General features: G+C 35.9%; 19 protein-coding genes. 15 read left to right on the forward strand and 4 right to left on the reverse strand.

What is annotated here, in order from left to right:
• Window positions 1–32 precede the first annotated feature (32 nt).
• Window positions 33–857, forward strand: coding sequence for a sugar phosphate isomerase/epimerase family protein (locus BK577_RS16025; protein ID WP_078433881.1), 825 nt, complete (start codon window positions 33–35; stop codon window positions 855–857).
• Between the two features lie 107 nt (window positions 858–964).
• Complete coding sequence (locus BK577_RS16030) at window positions 965–2,041, forward strand: glycoside hydrolase family 76 protein (protein WP_078433882.1); 1,077 nt, start codon at window positions 965–967, stop codon at window positions 2,039–2,041.
• A 791-nt stretch (window positions 2,042–2,832) separates the two neighbouring features.
• Here BK577_RS16030 and pdxR read toward each other — a convergent pair.
• Window positions 2,833–4,257: a MocR-like pyridoxine biosynthesis transcription factor PdxR gene (gene pdxR / locus BK577_RS16035; RefSeq protein ID WP_078433883.1), complete on the reverse strand. Its 1,425-nt coding sequence runs from the start codon at window positions 4,255–4,257 to the stop codon at window positions 2,833–2,835.
• A 117-nt stretch (window positions 4,258–4,374) separates the two neighbouring features.
• On the opposite strand from pdxR, the gene BK577_RS16040 reads away from it, so the two are divergent.
• On the forward strand, window positions 4,375–5,064 hold the full coding sequence (locus BK577_RS16040; protein WP_078433884.1) for an aspartate/glutamate racemase family protein: 690 nt from the start codon (window positions 4,375–4,377) through the stop codon (window positions 5,062–5,064).
• 267 nt (window positions 5,065–5,331) lie between these two features.
• Here the strand turns inward: BK577_RS16040 and BK577_RS16045 are convergent, their stop codons facing one another.
• Both BK577_RS16045 and BK577_RS16050 read right to left on the reverse strand, forming a co-directional pair.
• Window positions 5,332–5,520: a hypothetical protein gene (locus tag BK577_RS16045; protein ID WP_078433885.1), complete on the reverse strand. Its 189-nt coding sequence runs from the start codon at window positions 5,518–5,520 to the stop codon at window positions 5,332–5,334.
• Window positions 5,521–5,761: 241 nt separating this feature from the next.
• Window positions 5,762–6,634: an AraC family transcriptional regulator gene (locus tag BK577_RS16050; protein WP_169908325.1), complete on the reverse strand. Its 873-nt coding sequence runs from the start codon at window positions 6,632–6,634 to the stop codon at window positions 5,762–5,764.
• Window positions 6,635–7,150: 516 nt separating this feature from the next.
• On the opposite strand from BK577_RS16050, the gene BK577_RS16055 reads away from it, so the two are divergent.
• The 5 genes from BK577_RS16055 (at window position 7,151) to BK577_RS16075 (ending at window position 12,841) form a co-directional block, all read left to right on the forward strand.
• On the forward strand, window positions 7,151–8,083 hold the full coding sequence (locus BK577_RS16055) for a carbohydrate ABC transporter permease (protein WP_078433887.1): 933 nt from the start codon (window positions 7,151–7,153) through the stop codon (window positions 8,081–8,083).
• Between the two features lie 18 nt (window positions 8,084–8,101).
• Window positions 8,102–8,956: a carbohydrate ABC transporter permease gene (locus BK577_RS16060; protein ID WP_245823527.1), complete on the forward strand. Its 855-nt coding sequence runs from the start codon at window positions 8,102–8,104 to the stop codon at window positions 8,954–8,956.
• Window positions 8,957–9,011: 55 nt separating this feature from the next.
• Window positions 9,012–10,382 carry an extracellular solute-binding protein gene (locus BK577_RS16065; RefSeq protein ID WP_078433888.1) on the forward strand — a complete coding sequence of 457 codons (1,371 nt, stop codon included), beginning with the start codon at window positions 9,012–9,014 and terminating at the stop codon, window positions 10,380–10,382.
• An 80-nt stretch (window positions 10,383–10,462) separates the two neighbouring features.
• Window positions 10,463–11,614 (forward strand): DUF2264 domain-containing protein, encoded by a 1,152-nt coding sequence (locus BK577_RS16070; RefSeq protein ID WP_078433889.1) that lies wholly within the window; start codon window positions 10,463–10,465, stop codon window positions 11,612–11,614.
• Window positions 11,615–11,662: 48 nt separating this feature from the next.
• Window positions 11,663–12,841 carry a glycoside hydrolase family 88 protein gene (locus BK577_RS16075; RefSeq protein ID WP_078433890.1) on the forward strand — a complete coding sequence of 393 codons (1,179 nt, stop codon included), beginning with the start codon at window positions 11,663–11,665 and terminating at the stop codon, window positions 12,839–12,841.
• Between the two features lie 165 nt (window positions 12,842–13,006).
• Here BK577_RS16075 and BK577_RS16080 read toward each other — a convergent pair whose 3' ends face one another.
• Window positions 13,007–13,885: an AraC family transcriptional regulator gene (locus tag BK577_RS16080; RefSeq protein WP_078433891.1), complete on the reverse strand. Its 879-nt coding sequence runs from the start codon at window positions 13,883–13,885 to the stop codon at window positions 13,007–13,009.
• Window positions 13,886–14,236: 351 nt separating this feature from the next.
• Between BK577_RS16080 and BK577_RS16085 the strand changes: the two genes are divergently transcribed.
• From BK577_RS16085 to BK577_RS16110, 7 genes are all read left to right on the forward strand, one after another.
• Window positions 14,237–14,524, forward strand: a complete 288-nt coding sequence (locus BK577_RS16085; RefSeq protein WP_026561884.1) for a hypothetical protein — start codon at window positions 14,237–14,239, stop codon at window positions 14,522–14,524.
• On the forward strand, window positions 14,524–15,120 hold the full coding sequence (locus BK577_RS16090) for an RQC-minor-1 family DNA-binding protein (protein ID WP_245823575.1): 597 nt from the start codon (window positions 14,524–14,526) through the stop codon (window positions 15,118–15,120). Before BK577_RS16085 ends, BK577_RS16090 begins: the two co-directional genes overlap by 1 nt.
• Complete coding sequence (locus BK577_RS26440; protein WP_139367368.1) at window positions 15,084–15,281, forward strand: zinc-ribbon domain containing protein; 198 nt, start codon at window positions 15,084–15,086, stop codon at window positions 15,279–15,281. Before BK577_RS16090 ends, BK577_RS26440 begins: the two co-directional genes overlap by 37 nt.
• Before the next feature lie 125 nt (window positions 15,282–15,406).
• Window positions 15,407–16,060, forward strand: a complete 654-nt coding sequence (locus BK577_RS16095) for a DUF1801 domain-containing protein (protein WP_078433892.1) — start codon at window positions 15,407–15,409, stop codon at window positions 16,058–16,060.
• A gap of 292 nt (window positions 16,061–16,352) precedes the next feature.
• Window positions 16,353–16,736, forward strand: a complete 384-nt coding sequence (mscL, locus tag BK577_RS16100) for a large conductance mechanosensitive channel protein MscL (RefSeq protein ID WP_026561882.1) — start codon at window positions 16,353–16,355, stop codon at window positions 16,734–16,736.
• A 182-nt stretch (window positions 16,737–16,918) separates the two neighbouring features.
• Complete coding sequence (locus BK577_RS16105) at window positions 16,919–17,623, forward strand: response regulator transcription factor (RefSeq protein WP_078433893.1); 705 nt, start codon at window positions 16,919–16,921, stop codon at window positions 17,621–17,623.
• Window positions 17,620–18,621, forward strand: a complete 1,002-nt coding sequence (locus tag BK577_RS16110; protein WP_026561880.1) for a sensor histidine kinase — start codon at window positions 17,620–17,622, stop codon at window positions 18,619–18,621. The genes BK577_RS16105 and BK577_RS16110 overlap by 4 nt, the downstream gene beginning before the upstream one ends.
• The last annotated feature ends 80 nt before the right edge of the window (window positions 18,622–18,701 follow it).

Consider the following 18,701-nt stretch of genomic DNA (forward strand, 5'->3'; position numbering starts at 1 on the left):
TAACCATAAGTTCTTACAAAAGGGTGTATTAAATGCGTGACGTTAAATTTTCTTTAAATACCTCGACACTTTTTCCATTTGACCTGAATGTAATCGATCAAATCAAGGTAGCAGCACATGCAGGATACGATGGCATTGAGTTATGGGTAAAGGATATCCAGGAGTATCTTGAGAAAGAAGGTTCAATAAAGGAGTTAATAAACTGCATTGAAGCGAGCGGCATTGAAGTGGTCAATGCGATTACTTTTTTCAAATGGTCGGATACAGATGAAGGGACGAGACAGCAGGGGCTCAAAGAAGCAGAGCGCGAAATGACACTATTAAAAGAAATTGGATGTAAAGCTGTTGCTGCACCTCCAAGCGGAGACATGGCAACCTTACCTTTACAAAAGATCGCTGAGCATTTCAGTGAATTAACAGAGCTTGCAGACCGAATTGGAATTGACGTCTACCTCGAATTCTGGGGTAAAGCTCCCAAATTAAGCACGCTAAGTGAGGCGATGATTATCGCACTTGAAAGTGGTCTCCCGGACGTAAAGCTATTGCTCGATCCATTTCATATGTATACGGGCGGAAGCCATTTTAGTGGTCTTGCTTATCTTAAATCTGAACACATCGGAATTTTCCATGTGAACGATTATCCAGCACACCCGACGCGGAAATCAATTACCGACAAAGATCGTGTGTTCCCAGGTGATGGGATTGCACCGACTGCAGAGGTAGCGAATTACTTAGAGAAGATGAATTACAACGGTTATTTGTCATTGGAACTGTTTATCGAAAACTACCACAACCAATCTGTTTTGGAAGTCGCCCGGTATGGGTTGGAGAAAATGAAGCAGACATACTTACGATGAATATTGATGTGGTACCCGACATAATATAGATCCTAGTAGAAGCATAGTCAAATATAGTCAAATTTGCAGGATAAATAACCACCTTCTTATAGAATGGAGAGGACACAATGAACACAGCCAATAAAACTACGAAATGGGTAACTCGAGCTCAGGACGCGTTTAACAGCTTGCTCCAAAATTACTGGAATCATCATTTAAATATGTTTAACAATCATTTCCCTAATCCGGATAACCGATGTAATTTGACGTTTCATTATTGGTGGTATGCACATGCGATTGATAGCTTAATAGACGCTTATAGTCGGACTAATGATGAGGAGCTTACAGCATATATTGAAAAAGAATATAACGGGCTTTTGTTCCGGAACGGTGGACAGCCGACAAATCTTTTATACGATGATATGGAATGGTTAGCACTTGCATTACTTCGAGCCTATCAAGTTACGAAAAACGATGCTTATATAAAAGATGTACAAATTCTATGGAATGATATTAAGACAGGCTGTAATGATCAAATGGGTGGCGGGATCGCCTGGCATAAAGAGCAGCTTGGTTATAAAAACACACCAGCCAATGGCCCTGCAATCATTTTGGCTGCTCGATTATATAAAGAGTTTGGAAATGAAGAAGATCTTGAATTCGCTAAAAACATCTTTACTTGGCTGGATGATAATCTAATCGATAAAGAAACTGGCTTTGTCATGGACGGGATTAATCGTCTTGGTGATGGACAAATCGATACCGACTGGGAATTCACGTATTGCCAAGGAGTGTATGTAGGTGGAGCAGTTGAACTGTATCGGATTACAAATGACGACCAATACTTAGAAAAAGCGCTTAAGACAGCTCATTTTGCAATCGAAAAACTACACGACCAAACTAATAACGTGTTGAAAAGTGAAGGTAACGGTGACGGTGGATTGTTTAAAGGTATTATGGTTCGCTATTTTACCGAGTTAATGAAAGCAGCACCAGAAAAAACAGAAGCAATCCGCACTTATTTTGAGAGAAATGCGGAAACACTTTGGGAGCAAGGTACAAACTCAGATAAAACTATTTTCAATCATCTGTGGAGTGAACAGCCTGACTTAACTGAAGGCATTGATTTAAGCATCCAGTTAAGCGGTGTATTCCTATATGAATGCTTGGCAGTACTTGAACGACAAGGTCTTATTAAAAGTTGAAAACAATCCAATATTTCATACACGTGCTCATTCAAGTCAGCTATTAAGAATACTGTTTAGAAAAAGGTAGTTCAGGATTTTCTTAATTAGAGAAAATTTTTGTGTACAAAAAATATAGTAACTTTATATATTCAATCCTTTACATTATGGCCTTGAAATAATAACAAGGTCATTTTTTGTTAAGGTGATACAAAGTGTTGAATTGACTTGCTATTCTTGTCAACACATAGAAGTATGATAATGCCTTTTTGGAGAAAGTTCACAGTTTCACTATGAGCTCTTTCTCAAAAAGTGTATTTACTTTTAGAATAGGACTAATTACCCGGAATTTTTTCAACAATAACCACCGTAAATAATATTGTCAAGAATATGACTTGTTTTTACGAAAAGGACAATTTATATTGAAATATTTCCTTTGCCTATAAATCTGAAGGACAAAAAGCACCTCTTAATTGGGATGGAAAGCGTATTTGTTACTAGTATTCAAATTTAGGAATGGGGAAAAACATATACTTATTGTAGTTTCATTTTAATTGTGTTCGTTCTACTTGTATTGTCATAGGAATGAAACTAATAGCGTTTATTATAAAGAACCTTGAATGGCCAAAAACCTTTAAGGTTCTTTTATATTAAGAAACCTAAGCTAGTCTTTAAAGCTCATAAGACCTAATTCTGATGAGAAAGCCTATACTGATGTGGAATTGTCCCAAGTCAAAAGGTTCCATATAATTTTCTTCAATCCATTGTATGATTCTTTCTGAATAGTAAAGTGAACAGTAGGATATTATCGTTCACTTGTTGATTCTCTTTTTTGTTGTATATTCCATATAACTATCAATCGCTTCTTTAAGTCTCTTGACGCCTTCTTCTATTTTTTCTATTGATAGACTTCCGTAACCGAGCACAATTTTATTGCTGTGAATATTATTAACGAGTGAATATTGGTCTACAGAATATATTTTGACTCTATATTTTTGAATCCAATTCATTAATGACTGATGATAGTCAACTTGAGGTATTTCCACCACTAAATGCATTCCTGCTGCATGTCCTAAAATGACACAGTCAGGAAATTGGCTTTTTAAACTATTTACCAGGGCCTCGCGTCTTTGTTTATAAATTCGTTTCATCTTACGAATATGTCGATCAAAATGACCTTCACTCATAAATCTAGTAAGAATCAACTGCTCTAGGGAAGAGTGATGACGGTCGGTATACCATTTCATTTTTTTAAAAGGTTCAATGAGGTCTTGTGGTAAAACAACATATCCTATTCGTAAGCCTGGTGAAAGTATTTTACTAAAGGTACCAACATAGATCACCTTCTCCGGATCAAGTCCCTGAACCGAATGAACAGGAGTACCTTCATAGGTAAATTCACTATCATAATCATCCTCCACAATATAGCAGTTATGCTGTCGGGCATAATGAATTAACTGAATACGTCTTTGAATGGTTAAGGTAACTCCCATTGGAAACTGGTGTGAGGGAAGGATAAAAATGAATGCCGGTGGATTTTCTTGAGATAAACCTTCTGGATTGATGCCTTTGTCATCTACAGGAATAGGGCAAAGACTGGCACCGGCGTATGAGAAAATTGTTCGCATTTCATCTGTCACGGGATCTTCCACCGCAACGAGTTTGTTATTTTGAATGAGCAGCTCAGTGAGTAAAAACAGGGCTTGCGTTGCTCCCGAGGTAATTATCACTTGATGAGGCTCACTGCGGACACCTCTCGTTCTAAAGATATAACGAGAAATCTCTTCTCGTAATGATAGTATGCCTTCAGCAGATTGATAACCGAAAATTGTTTCTGGTGAGCCTTCACATACATCCTTTGCAAGGCGTCCCCATATTTTACGGGGGAAATGATCCATCGCTGGAGTTGCTGCTTTGAAATCAATCATATCCTGTGGGGCCTCCGAAAACTGCTCCTTATTATTGATTTGTTGATTGACTTTATTTTTTTGAAAGAGTGAACCTGGAGCAACAAAGCTTCCCGATTTAGGACGTACGATTAAATAGCCTTCTGCAGCCAATTGGTCGTAAACATCTAAACAAATATTTCTGGATACTCCTAGTAAATTGGCTAGTTCTCTTGTAGATGGCAATTTCTCATTCGTCTTTAAATCTCCATTTAGGATATGTTGTCGCAGTTGTTCATACACCTGTTGTGTTAACGTTTTGCTAATAGTTCGATCCACTTGAAACCACATGACTATCCCTCCACTTTGTTTTCAATCTGGCACTATAAAGTTTTATCGTTTTTGGCTCTTTATAGTACCAGTATAACATGATAAGTTGATAGTATCTTACTAGGAGGCGAACGTTTTATGAAAACAATCGGATTAATCGGTGGCTTAAGTTGGGAGTCCACAAGTGTTTATTATGAATCTATTAATCGTTCTATTCAGCAGCAATTAGGTGGTATTCATTCAGCTAAATGCTTACTTTATTCCTTCGACTTCGAAGAAATTGCCAAGCTGCAAAGAGAAGGGGAATGGAATATAGCTACGAAGAGGATGATAGAAGTAGCCAAGATCTTAGAAAATTGCGGGGCAGACTTGATTGCCATTTGTACCAATACAATGCACCTGATGGCAAATGAAGTACAGGAAGCAATTGAAGTGCCACTTATTCATATTGTTGATTGTGTTGTAGAGGAAATTAAAGCGAAAAAGATTTCAAAGGTTGGATTATTGGGGACACGGTTTACAATGGAACAATCGTTTTATAAAGAACGATTAATCACAAATGATATAGATGTCATCATTCCTGAAGAGGAAGACAGACAAACTGTTCATGATGTCATTTTTGGAGAGTTATGTAAAGGGATCATTAACGAAACTTCGAAAGAAGCTTATTTGACTATCATCAACAAGCTAGTAGAATCTGGGGCAGAGGGTATCATCTTGGGATGTACGGAAATCCCTTTATTGATTCAGCAAAACGATACATGCATTCCTTTATTTGACACGACAGCCATTCATGCAAATAAAATGGTTCAAAAAGCCTTAGCATAGAAACACCGGGAAATATGAGAAACACAGGGACGGTTCGTTTGTTGCAAGTAGTTTTCAAAGAAAGCAGTAGATCCGTCCAAAAGTTTCCTCATAGAAGGACTCGATCATGAAAATAGATCTATCTAGCTAATTTGAGTGAAAAGTGGTGAGAAGGATCAAGAATATTTTAGTGATATGGATTAATTTGAAGAAGATAATGAGAAAAAATGTAACCGAAAGTATCTGCTACATTTTTCAACAGTTTATGTGATTCATAGTTGTTTCATATTATGAAACAACCTCAAATTTCAAGGTGTTTCGCTTTACTATAATATATTCACCTGTTGTTTTATTCATTACTTGAGACACTTCCTTCGTATGTGTTATCTCAATCCAATCATTTTGAATATCCACCAATAATTTTATTTCTACTTCACTTTCTCCATATTTTAAACCACTATAAGATAATTTCGTCATCATCATCATTCCTATCTTAATGATTAGTGAGTGTAAATTTTTTCCAATCTCTATTTATTTAACTAATTTATTATACTATACTTTAGTGGAATTTATAAAAAAGCAACACAGTGAAAATATAAGACTATTAAATTGGTCTACTCAAAGTTTTTTATGTAAGGTTCCTAAGGATCAAATAAACAGTCTGTAAATGATGAAATTAAATGATAAAAAGAAACTTTTTTGTTTTATTTCCATAATCCTACTTATAATTCACCTGATGAAAAAGCCTATACTGATGTGGAGTTGTTCCGATCATCTTTTTAAATAACTGAATAAAGTAGGAAACACTCCCAATCCCTACGCTTTCACCAATTAACTCAACAGGTTTATTGGTCATTTGCAGTAATTGACATGCCTGCTTCATTCTCCTAATCGTAAGATATTCTGTTAAGCTACTCCCGGTTTCACGTTTAAAAACTCTTGAGACATATGATTTTGATAAATGTAGATCATCTGATAATTGTCCCAAATCAAACGGCTCCATATAATGTTCTTCAATCCATTGCATGATTCTTTCTGAATAGTAAAGTGTACGGTAGTTACTATGTGAAGATGAATCTAGATCAATAGCGTGTATCTTTGAACGGATACATGACAGCAATTGCATGAGAAAAAGCTGACTATCTTCCTCCCAATTACTTGTTTGTAAAGATTTATTAAATTTTTCACATGCTTCGTATATGTAATGATAGGAATCTTCCAAATCAAATGCTTGAGGTTCATTCACACCATTTTGCAGTTGGTTTAAAAGGGAATTAAGACCAGGGAATATTTGTGAAGTGTTCTTCCCGAGCGTAAGTGGATCAAAGTGTATGATACTTCTTTCATAGGGAGTTTGCGGGGATACTTCAACATGGACTTTATGCAATTGAAAGGGCTGAAAAAAGAAAAGCATCCCTTTTTTGATTTCATACGTCTGCTGGTTCACAATGACACGTCCTTGTCCACAATAGACAAATAATAATTCACATCCTTGATGCCAGTGATAAAAACCTTCAAAATTTTTTTCCGAAACCTTGCGGTAATTCCATGTAAATGGCTTTAGGTCAATTTGTTCAAATAAATGATTCATAATTTCCCCTCCGTCTATTTTCAAGATCATTTAGAGTGAAATCGTTTATGTATAGTGTAACTACCAAACTCATAGCAAAGCAGTTTGAAATGATTGGTTGCTACCTTAATATATGACCAATTGTTTGTAATATCAATTTCTAATGGACTAATAAACTTGTACTCTAGAACAACACAACGATATTTTTGGTTATTATACAACAACTTTTAAGAGAATTCTCACGTTATAATTTTTTTAACAAAAAGAAAAGGAGAAGGGAGTTGTTGAATGAGTCCTATAGCAAAAATTAAGCTAGATACTAGCTAATATTTTTTCTTATGTAACTTATTATAAAACTTAATGAAACTACTAACACATGAACTTATTGGGGGGAATGACTATTACCTACTGATGATTGTAAAAAAATCAAACCCAGCAACAATCGTAATTATTGAACCAGCTAGAATTTTATTAAAAACTAAATGTAAGCGTTAACAACCGATCACGAAATTTGTCTTTTTAAGAAAGGAGACATATATGGCGAAAAACCAATTGGAGATTACGGCAAAAACAGATACTAGTGTTGGATTGAAGTTAATGAAGTCAAAAAAGAGAAGCTCGCAATGGACATGGTATATTTTCTTGCTTCCAAGCTTTCTTGGAATCTTACTTTTTATGGTATATCCAATCTTCGAATCTTTAAGGTTAAGTTTCTATCAATCAAATGGGACAATCGAACATTTTATTGGACTTGACAACTTTAAAACGGTTTTGACATCAGGTCCGTTTTGGAATTCTGTTTGGAACACTTTCTATATTGGGATCTTTCAAATTTTAATTACAATTCCATTAGGCTTTATTTTTGCCTCATTAATAAACTCAACATCTAGAGGGCAGAACTTTTTTAAGGTCATATACTTTTTACCAAACGTAACGTCTATTGTTGCCGCAGCCATGATTTTTGCTTTTGTTCTGCATCCTGAGATGGGGATTGTAAACTTTGCACTTGATGCGATAGGGTTACCGACACCGAAATGGTTAGCAGATCCATCAACGTCAAAGTGGGCCGTCATTTTGTTATCCGTCTGGCATTGGATTGGATTTGTTATTATTATATGTCTCGCGAATTTGCAGGCAATTTCAACTGAGATGTATGAAGCAGCTAAAATAGATGGTGCCAATGGTTTTCAGCAATGGGTGTATATTACCGTTCCTAATATGGCTGGAACATTTGCCTTCTTGTTGATTACCGGATGGATTGGAGCATTGCAACGATTTAATGAGGTGTATGTTTTAGGTGGACCAAATGGAAGTCCTGCGAGATCAATTCAAACAATGGGAGCGTTTATTTATGAACGCGGGTTCACCGGTTTTGAATTTGGGGTAGCTTCAGCAGCGACATACATTATGTTTATGATTATTCTTGCCTTTACGTTTCTTAATTTGAAAATTTCAAAAATGAAGCTTTAACAGAAGGGAGGAAAATAGATGAATCGCAAGATGTCATATAAAAACATTGAAAAGATAAAGATGTTCTGTAAATTTATGATTCTCTTAATTTTTGGTGTACTCCTAATGGCTCCTTTCGCCTGGATGGTAAGTGTCGGATTTGATCGTACAGCAAATATTACGATGCCATTTCCGCCACGATTAATTCCTGAAGAACCAACAGGTTTTAACTTCGGTATTGTTTTTGAAAATGGAAAACTAATCCAGTCCTATATTAATTCAGCAATTGTAACCATTACTTCAGTTCTCATAACAGTTTCTTCTTCTCTATTAGCCGGATATGCATTCTCAAAGGGGAAGTTCAAAGGGAAAAAACTTTTGTTTGTGATTGTCCTATGTACATTAATGATCCCATTGGAACCTCGATTAATACCGCTATATAAACTTTTTAATAGTGTAGATTTGCTTAATACGTTTTGGCCATTAATATTACCTTCCATTATTAATGGAATGCTGATTTTCCTTTGTAAACAGTTTTTCGACCAGTTACCAGACACCTTAAGAGAAGCGGCACAAATTGATGGAGCAGGTGAATTTAAGATTTTCTTTAAAGTTTATTTTCCTCTTTCCGGCCCAATTGCCGCAACGATGGTGATCTTAGCATTTATCTGGAGTTGGAATGACTTTTTATGGCCACTCGTTGTGTTAACGAATCAAGATCTACACACAGTACCGCTTTATTTAGCTAGTTTCTCATTGGAAAATGGTACCAATTTAGGTGGACTTACAATGGCATTAGCTACCGTAAGTGTTCTGCCGATTATCATCTTGTATCTGTTCTTACAAAGATACATTATACAAAGTATTGCCCTGAGTGGGGTGAAGGGGGAGTAAGTTGTAATTTTGAGAGCGTTTTTTATTATTTAAAATATAATCAGGGGGTATGATCATGTTGAAAATGTTAACGACAAAAGGCTCATCTTTGGCACTTGCACTTATGCTTTTATTGGTAACAGTTCTGGCAGGTTGCAGCTCAGATTCTAGCTCCAGTAGTGGAAAAGAAGCAGATGGGGAATGGGCAGGTCAAAAAGTAAAAGTTCAACTGATTGGCGACTTTTCGATGGATGATTCAACAGATCCAATTACTGGTGTAAAAACGACTGGATTACAAGTCCTTAAAGATGAGTTTGAAAAACAACACCCTGGTGCAAAAGTTGAATTTATCCTCATGCCTTGGGAAGGGTATACAGAAAAAACTCAGGCAATGTTAACTTCCGGTGAAGCAGATGTTTACCAAATGCCAGGTATCGCTGACTTTGCACCACAAGGCTTATTAGAACCATTGCAACCATTTATTGATAAGGATAGCGAGTTTAACCCTGATATTTTTATTGATCAACAACTTGATGGGTGGAAAGCGTTAGGTCCTGAAAGTGAAGAATTAGAAATTTATGGTTTACCGTTCTTTGGAGATGCCCGCTTTATTACTTATGATAAGAAGTTATTTGATGACTGGGGAGTAGAGTACCTTTCTGAAAATCCAACGATGGAAGAAATTAGTGAGAAAGCGGCAAAGATGACAGGTAAAAACCCTGTAACTGGTGAACAAAACTATGGAATTTGGTTCCGAGGAGATTGGTCTTCCGCCTTTACATTAATAAACGCTGCTGAAGGTATTGGTGGAAAGTGGGGATCAGGTTTTGCATGGAATGAAGTTAAGTTAGAGTTTAATTCATCGGAAATGCTTAAAGGTCTAGAGTGGTTGCTTGAGATGCAAAAATTAGCACCTGAAGGGATTGTAAGTAACCAAGGAAATGAGAAATGGCTGACAAAAGACAACAACATTGGCATTATGTTAAACACTGGTCCTGGAGAGTTAGTAAAACAAATAGAAGCACAAGGGTTAGAGGACCGCATTGCCATTTCTCAAGAATTTAAAAATGAAGAAGGAAAAGGCGGAATGTTTGCCGGTAGCCCAATCACAATTGCCAAGTCCAGTGAAAATAAGGAATTGGCTTGGGAATGGCTTAAATTTGCAACAAGTGATTTTGCCCAGGAATATTTTTATGATACTGGTGCAGCATTTCCATCTGTAAAATCAGCACTTGAGTGGGAAAGTGTTAAAAAACATGAAGATATCTTAGGACCGGTCTTTAAAGCGATGAGTACACCGTACACACCTAGATATCATTGGGCAGCGGCGCAGCCACGATTTATTTTAACTTCAGAGATTGAAGCTGCCTTAACTGGTAAACGAAGTGCTAAAGATGCATTGGAAAAGGCACAAAAAGAAAGTACAGAATGGTTGGAAACTAGATAAGGTGTTTAGTAGGAGAGAAGGATGATTTTATATCCTCCTTCTCCTCATATTTTAAAAGATTAATGTAAGAAGGTGGATTAATGACGTTAGTAAACAATGAAGAACGACAATATTGGCTTCAATCAATGTTGAAAATTGCAAGCCCAGTTCTCCAGCATTTAAAAGAAAGAACATTAAAAAAAGAAATGCCCTTAGAGATGAAGGAAGGGAACAATCGCGAGTCATTCTCTCATCTCGAAGCATTATCGCGTTTGCTTGTAGGTATGGCTCCCTGGCTTGAAACAACATGTGAAAATAGTGAAGAAGATAACCTTCGTACACACTTTTGTGAGCTGGCACGGGAGGCGATTGATTCAGGTACAGATCCAGATTCACCGGATTATATGAATTTTTCTGATGATTTTCAACCTATCGTTGATACCGCGTTTCTTGCTCATGCTTTTTTAAGAGCACCAAATGAACTTTGGAAGAAGCTCGATGAAAGGGTGAAAAACAATGTGATTGCTGCGATGAAAGCGACACGTTCAAGAAAGCCTGTCTTTTCGAACTGGTTATTGTTCTCGGCCATTATCGAGGCATTTTTATACAAAGCAGGAGAAAAAGACTGGGATCCGATGCGAATCGACTATGCGATAAGGCAATTTGACCAATGGTATTTGGGAGATGGTGTCTATAGTGATGGTCCTGAGTTTCATTATGATTATTATAATAGCTTTGTCATTCATCCGATGCTTATTGATGTAGTCGAAACGGTTGGTGATCAGTACAAAGAGTGGGTGGAAAAGAAAGAAGTGATCTTTGAAAGATCGAAAAGGTATGCGGTCATTCAGGAGCGATTGATTTCACCGGAAGGGACATTTCCACCGGTGGGAAGATCTATTGCTTACCGTTTTGGTGTGTTTCAAACTTTGGCACACCATGCACTCCGCAAGGATTTACCAAGTGAACTGGCACCTGAACAAGTGAGAAGTGCTCTGACTTCAGTGATAAAACGGACGCTTGAAGCGCCTGGTACATTTACTGATTCAGGATGGTTAACCATTGGTTTTTGTGGACATCAACCGGGGATTGGTGAAGGGTATATTTCTACTGGAAGTGTCTACTTGTGTGCAGCTGGATTCCTTCCGTTAGGATTGGCAGAATCAGAACCATTTTGGCACAATCCTCCAATGGAATGGACAGCAAAGCGAGCTTGGTCAAGTAATGAGTTTCCAATTGACAAATGCTTGTAGGGAACTTTAGGTTTACGATCATTTTTATACTAGAAAGGGGAAATAGAAGTGAAAACGATTAACGAAGGAATTAAACATGATAAATTTAAAGTGAAGAGTAACTTGGACAGTAACTGGCTAGATCAAGAACTTCAATTTGTATTAAAGAAAATTGATGAAAATTTAGAAACATTTAGAGAAAAAGTTCCGCCGGCTTCATCGAAAAATTTAATGTACATTCCAGAGGGAAACACAGATTGGACGGCCAGCTTTTGGATCGGAATGCTTTATCTGGCATACGAATATACAAAAGATGAAAAGTATCTTGATATCATAAACATTCAGCTTGAAAGCTTTAAACATCGATTAAAAGAGAATATAAAATTAGAAACTCATGATATTGGATTTTTATACTCGTTATCTTGTGTGGCAGGATACCAAGTATTGGGTGATGAATCAGCAAGAGAAACCGCGATTAAAGCGGCGGATAAATTAATCACTCGCTATCATGAAAAAGCGAAAATTCTTCAGGCATGGGGCGATTTATCTGACCCGGAACAACGCGGAAGAATGATTATTGATTGCAATATGAATCTGCCGTTATTGTATTTTGCATCAAAAGAAACGGGAGATCCTAAGTATTATCATATTGCTATTAATCATGCCGAACAAGCGGCGAACTATATTGTCAGAGAGGATTCTTCAACATTCCATACGTTTTATATGGATACAGCAACAGGTGAGCCGTTATATGGAAAAACTGCCCAAGGCTACTCAGATCAATCATGCTGGTCTCGAGGCCAGGCATGGGGTGTATATGGTTTTGCCTTAAGCTATGTACATACCGGAGATAAGAAATTCCTTGATGTCGCTGAAAAACTAGCAAACTATTTCTTAAATCGTCTACCTGAAGATGATATCAGTTATTGGGATTTGGATTTTACAGATGGAGATGAAGAACGCGACAGCTCAGCAGCCTCCATCATGGCTTGTGGATTACTGGAACTAAGCAAGCATCTGCCAGTTTCAAATGAATATAGAGAAATTTATGAAAATGCAGCAGTCAAAATGATTAAGTCACTCGCAGAGAACTATACAACGAAAAATGTAGATTCCAACGGTATTCTAATGCATGCTGTCTACTCGAAGCCGGGTGGTAATGGGGTAGATGAATGCTGTATCTGGGGAGATTATTATTATTTTGAAGCTTTAATTCGAACAGCAATGAGCTGGAGAATGTATTGGTAAAACGAACAGAGAATTTAAAGGGAAACGCTTTATCAACATCAGGCCTATCTATTGTAGATAGGCCTTTTAGGTTTGTCCTGCACATTGCTATAACGGATTGAAATATCTACTGACTGATCTAAAAATGGAAATTTTAAAGTCATAACTTATTTGTAAATATATTAATCATCCAAGTTTATCACTAACTTTCTTCTTTACCGGCATCCAAATTTCGCTATATACATTTACCGATGTACCATTATACTTTGTAAATGAAATTCCAGGTAAATCAGCTACTTCATATTCTGAAGAAGGTAACCATTCAGAATAAATTTTTGCAGTCGTTTCTTGAAGTGTAGCAGGAAATGGTCCTTGATTAGGGAAGATGGCCCATAAACTTTCCTCAATAGAAATTTGTTCTAAATCATCGAATGGATTTTCTTTTGTTGTAGCTAACCCAATCATATGAGTTAATGATCCTTTTTCTTCCAAGTAACCATCGTCAAAATCATAAGATACATTCAAGACTTGATGTGGATATAAGTCAGCTAATTGATGCATTTCATTTCTTTGTTGTTCTGTAATAGACTGGGCTAGTTCTATAATCGCTTGGTTCTCACCTTCGAATTGAATCGGCACTCGTTTTGAAACACCTACAATCGAAAACTTCTCTTTTCTTTCTATTTTGAATTCCATAGATATTCCTCCTTTAATATCAATAAAAAATGTGAATTTGGGAAATGATTTTTGTATTTTGTTTTTGCTTACTTCAGAAGGTAAAAATCCACTCCACTCACGAAAGGCTCTTGAAAATCCTTCAATTGATTGATAGCCATATTTATAGGCAATATCTGTCACTTTTTCTCCATTTATTAATTCAACATTCGCAACTGATAATCTCCGGTTCTTGATATACTCATTCAGTGACATTCCGGCCATATACGAAAACATTCTTTTAAAATGATAATCAGACATCCCCACTATTTTTGAAATATCTTTTCCGGAAATTTCTTCTGTTAAATGTGATTCAATATAATCCATTAATTGATTGAATTCTTGTAACATTCATTTCCCTCCTTTACATACTCATCATATCGCTGCCATTTATTATTCACTTGATATTTTTTGTACGGAATATATCGGAAGTTGTTTTGTTGTCACTTATTAATTATTTACAACAAGTATTTACTAGTTATAAATGAAGTTACATACCCAGATAATACTGTTGCATATAATGGAGCATTTTAACTATTTTTGAATTGGATAAGAAATAAACACGTAAACAAATGTTTAAAAATATTTAGCGTTGATGTTATTCTTATTTTATAAAATAAATGTGGGATTTGTAATAGTAGTGAGCTAGATTTTAATGATAAAAAAGAAGAACCTATACAAAAAGAATTAGGAGGGCAAAGCTTGAGCAAAACTAAAAATAAAGCCGACGCTTGGAAAGAAGCGAAAAAACGATGTCGGCTTAACGAAGCTGATATTCAAATGGCAAAGGAATTGGGAATGACACCTATGAGTCTAATTAAAAATATACCTGCCAAAGATCAGCAATGGAAAGCTCCTGTAAAAGTGTGGGTACGTGATCTATATGATGAAAAGTTTGGAAAAGTACTAACCGAAAAGACTTCTAACAATCAGAAAAGACAGGATAAGAAAACGATAAACTCGATAGAATGGGAAGATTTACCGTTTTGATGAATGAGAATATGAATCGATTAACTGTTGAAGAAATAAAAGCAATATTAAGAGGTGCGGATCCAATTATTATGGAAGGTGGAAGAACACTTCTAGCGAAAATACTAAAAGGGTCACGAGAGAAGAAAGTATTACAATTGGAGTTGAATACGTGTCCCGTGTACGGTTATTTTAACTCATACAAACTAAATGATATTATGGAAAAAATTGATTGGATGATCGATTATGATTTCCTGGATATTCAATATAGTGGAAAGTTGCCCATGATCGTCTTCACTGAACGTGGCTGGCAAATTGAATGTGACCAATATGCAGATGAACTATTACGTGAATGGAAGGAATGGGTCAACCAGGGAAAACAAGATCCTGATATGGTGTATTTAAAGGACCGGAATAGAGAATTGATTTTATTATTCCTAGAAAAAGTGAGAGAAACCGGTAATAAGTCTTTTATCCCTTATTTAAAATTATGGGAACAAATTGACTACAAAAAAGTTAGAGAAGCCATTCGAAGAACAATTACAGCACTGGAAGACAATGAACCTGTCGATGACAACGAATGCAGGAAAGAAATGAATCTATCAATGAGGCCTTAAAGAGTTCGGCACCACAGTACCTACTTCTAAAATGTTGGGACTGTGGCAACCGATTTACGTTTACTATTAGTGAACAACAGTTCTTTAAACAAAAAGGCTTTCAATTACCCAAAACGTGTAAAAAATGTAGAAACAAAAGAAGAGAATTATATTATATGTAGTATTTTTCCATTAAAAGTTCTACTATAGTTTATATAACTAGAATGTATTTATTTACTCAATAAACAGCAAACCAAAGCGACAGTTGTACTTAGTATATTTAAAAATAAAAAAGGGGTATTCCATAATGACCAATAGTAAATTAAATCCAAAGGTTGATGACTTTTTAAGTGAATCAAAAACGTGGAAGGAAGAATTTGTGAAACTTAGAGAGATTGTTCTTGGCTGTGAACTGACTGAAGAGTTTAAGTGGATGCATCCTTGTTATACGTTGAATGGGAAAAACATTGTTCTAATACATGGATTTAAAGATTACTGTGCACTACTTTTTCATAAAGGTGCCTTGTTAAAAGATGCAGAAAAAATTCTCATACAACAAACGGAAAATGTACAATCTGCCCGCCAGATTCGGTTTACAAATCTTCAAGAAATCGCTGAAATGGAATCAACTATTAAAGCTTATATCCAGGAAGCCATTGAAGTTGAAAAAGCCGGCTTGGAAGTGAAAGTTGAAAAAAATAAAGAGATTATCATCCCTGAAGAACTTCAAACGAAATTCGATGAACTTCCAGCCTTGAAAACTGCTTTTGAAGCATTTACACCGGGAAGGCAAAGAGCATACATTCTTCATTTTACTCAACCCAAACAAGCTAAGACCCGCGAATCAAGAATTATGAAATCTATAGAGCGAATTCTTATTGGGAAGGGATTAAATGATTGCATTTGTGGGTTATCGAAAAGGATGCCTAACTGTGACGGCTCACACAAGAATATACAGTAAATTTATATAAAGAAAAGGAAGTAGGTTTCCTGCTTTCTTTTCATACACAGTTTACATAATGTTATTATGGTATCGATTTAAAGGAAGTACGTTGACGAGGCACTAGTGGAAATATTGGACGTCCATATTCGTTATAAAGATTTTAGTGTGAAAACATATGCCGAAGCAAAGCTGTATATTAAAAATCAATTTAACAGAATATGATCTATTTCAGATTAATTAGTTAGTTTTCTTGAATGTCGATTTATAGTATAATAACGTTAATTTTGCAAAGAAGGGTGTAATTATAATAATGTGGAATGAATTTAAGAAATTTGCATTAAAAGGTAATGTTATGGACTTGGCTGTCGGTGTTGTTATCGGAGCAGCTTTTGGAAAAATAGTTTCTTCACTTGTAGATGATATCATTATGCCGCTTGTTGGACTTCTTATGGGTGGAATTGACTTTACAAATTTGATTGTCAAAGTAGGGGGAGCAGAAGTTAAATATGGTCTATTTATCCAAAATGTAGTTGACTTCCTAATTGTGGCCTTTTCAATTTTTATCGTTGTAAGAATGATCAACAAGTATTTCAAGAAGAAAGAAGAAACCCAAGCAGCACCAGCTCCTGTAGTGGATAAAAATGTTGAGCTGTTGACAGAGATTCGTGATTTATTAAAACATAATCAATCTTAAAATTTACATATTATTTGACATTATTCGTAGAAGAATAAACTATAAGTTTCAACAATTTTTAAAGTCCTGCCTACAAAAATAGGTGGGACTTTTACTATTCCATCCAAATAATTTCATAAATTCCTTTTGTACCTCATCTCATTTCTATGCCATAATTAACCAAGAACCAAGGAGTGATAAGCATGCAAAAAATTATGATTGTTGAAGACGATCCGAAAATATCAGAGCATCTAAAAAAACATATTGAAAAATACGGCTATTATGTTTCAGCTGTGACTGATTTTGATCATGTTATGGATGAGTTCTATCACATTAAGCCTCAGCTTGTTCTTTTAGATATAAATTTGCCAAGTTTTGACGGATATTACTGGTGCAGACAAATTCGCAAGGAATCGGTATGCCCTGTTATTTTTATTTCTGCCCGAATTGGTGAAATGGATCAGGTGATGGCGCTGGAAAATGGCGGTGATGATTATATCACTAAGCCATTTAGTGCTGAAATTGTGATGGCCAAAATACGCAGTCAGCTTCGCCGTGCCTATGGAGAATATGCATCAAAGGTAGAAGAGCGCGTATTGGAAAACAATGGACTGAAGCTTTTTCCGGAAAGATTGGAATTAACATTTGAGACAAAAACCGTTTCCTTATCTAAAAAGGAATCAGATATTATGGAGAGCTTGATGGAACGGTACCCACGTGTTGCAGGACGGGAAGATTTACTGGAGAAACTGTGGGATGATCAAACCTATATTGATGAAAACACACTAAATGTGAATATAACAAGAGTAAGGAAAAAATTACAGGAAATTGGTCTGGAAGGTGTTGTAGAAACGGTCCGAGGTGCGGGATATCGCTTACATATATCGTGGAAGGAGAATGAGGAATGAGGTTATTTTTCAAACAGCATTCCTTATTACTTGCCGTACAAACAGTTCAATTGGCTGTTATCCTTTCGATCTTTTGGCTTGACGGATTTCATGATCTTAAGCTGTTCTTTTATTCTGCCTTTCTGAGCTTTTTCATCCTAGCTATTTATCTTGTCTATCATTATATAAGTCACCGCAAGCTTTACGATCGACTAAAAACACCACTTACAAGACTGGATGACACCTTCCAGTTAACAGATAGAGCACCTTTGTCTGTTGCATTTGACAAGGTGTTACGTGAGCAATATGTTCTTTATCAGAGTCAGCTGGAGTTCATTGAAAAGCAGCAGGAAGAGCACCGAAAGTTTATGGATCAATGGGTTCACCAGATGAAAACACCATTATCAGTAATTGAGTTAACAGCTCAAAATTTAGATGAACCTGACTCATCAAGCATTCGTGAAGAAACAGACCGCATGAAAACAGGATTGAATACTGTTCTTTATATGGCACGCTTTAAAACAATTGAACAAGATTTTCATATTAAACATGTAGAGTTATCAAAAGTTGTACAAGAGGTAAATGGAGAAAATAAGCGATTTTATATTCGGAATCAAGTTTACCCAAAGTTAGTTATTGAAAGAGAAGGGATAACAGTTGAAACAGATGAAAAGTGGCTGTTTTTTATTCTATCACAGCTCTTTAATAATGCAGTTAAATATTCTGCAGGAAAAAGTAATTCAATCGTGATTTCCATTTATGAAAAAGAAAAGGAAGCTGTTCTTGAAATAAAAGACTTTGGAATTGGGATCCCTGATACAGATAAGCTTCGAATCTATCACCCATTTTTCACAGGAGAAAATGGTCGGAAATATCGTGAATCAACAGGAATGGGTTTATATTTAGTTAAAGAAACATTAAATCATCTAGGTCATCGATTGGAAATGGAATCAAAAGTAGGAATTGGAACAACTTTTCGAATTATTTTCTCAGAAACACAAAACCTTACAACACTGTAAGGAAAGTGAAAGAGTAATCGATAGTTTAAGAAAATATGTGCGCGTTATACTAATCACAGATCAGATAACGTGAAAGGAGA

This window comes from Metabacillus halosaccharovorans (genome assembly GCF_002019635.1).
In the GTDB taxonomy this organism is placed as follows: Bacteria; Bacillota; Bacilli; order Bacillales; family Bacillaceae; genus Metabacillus; species Metabacillus halosaccharovorans.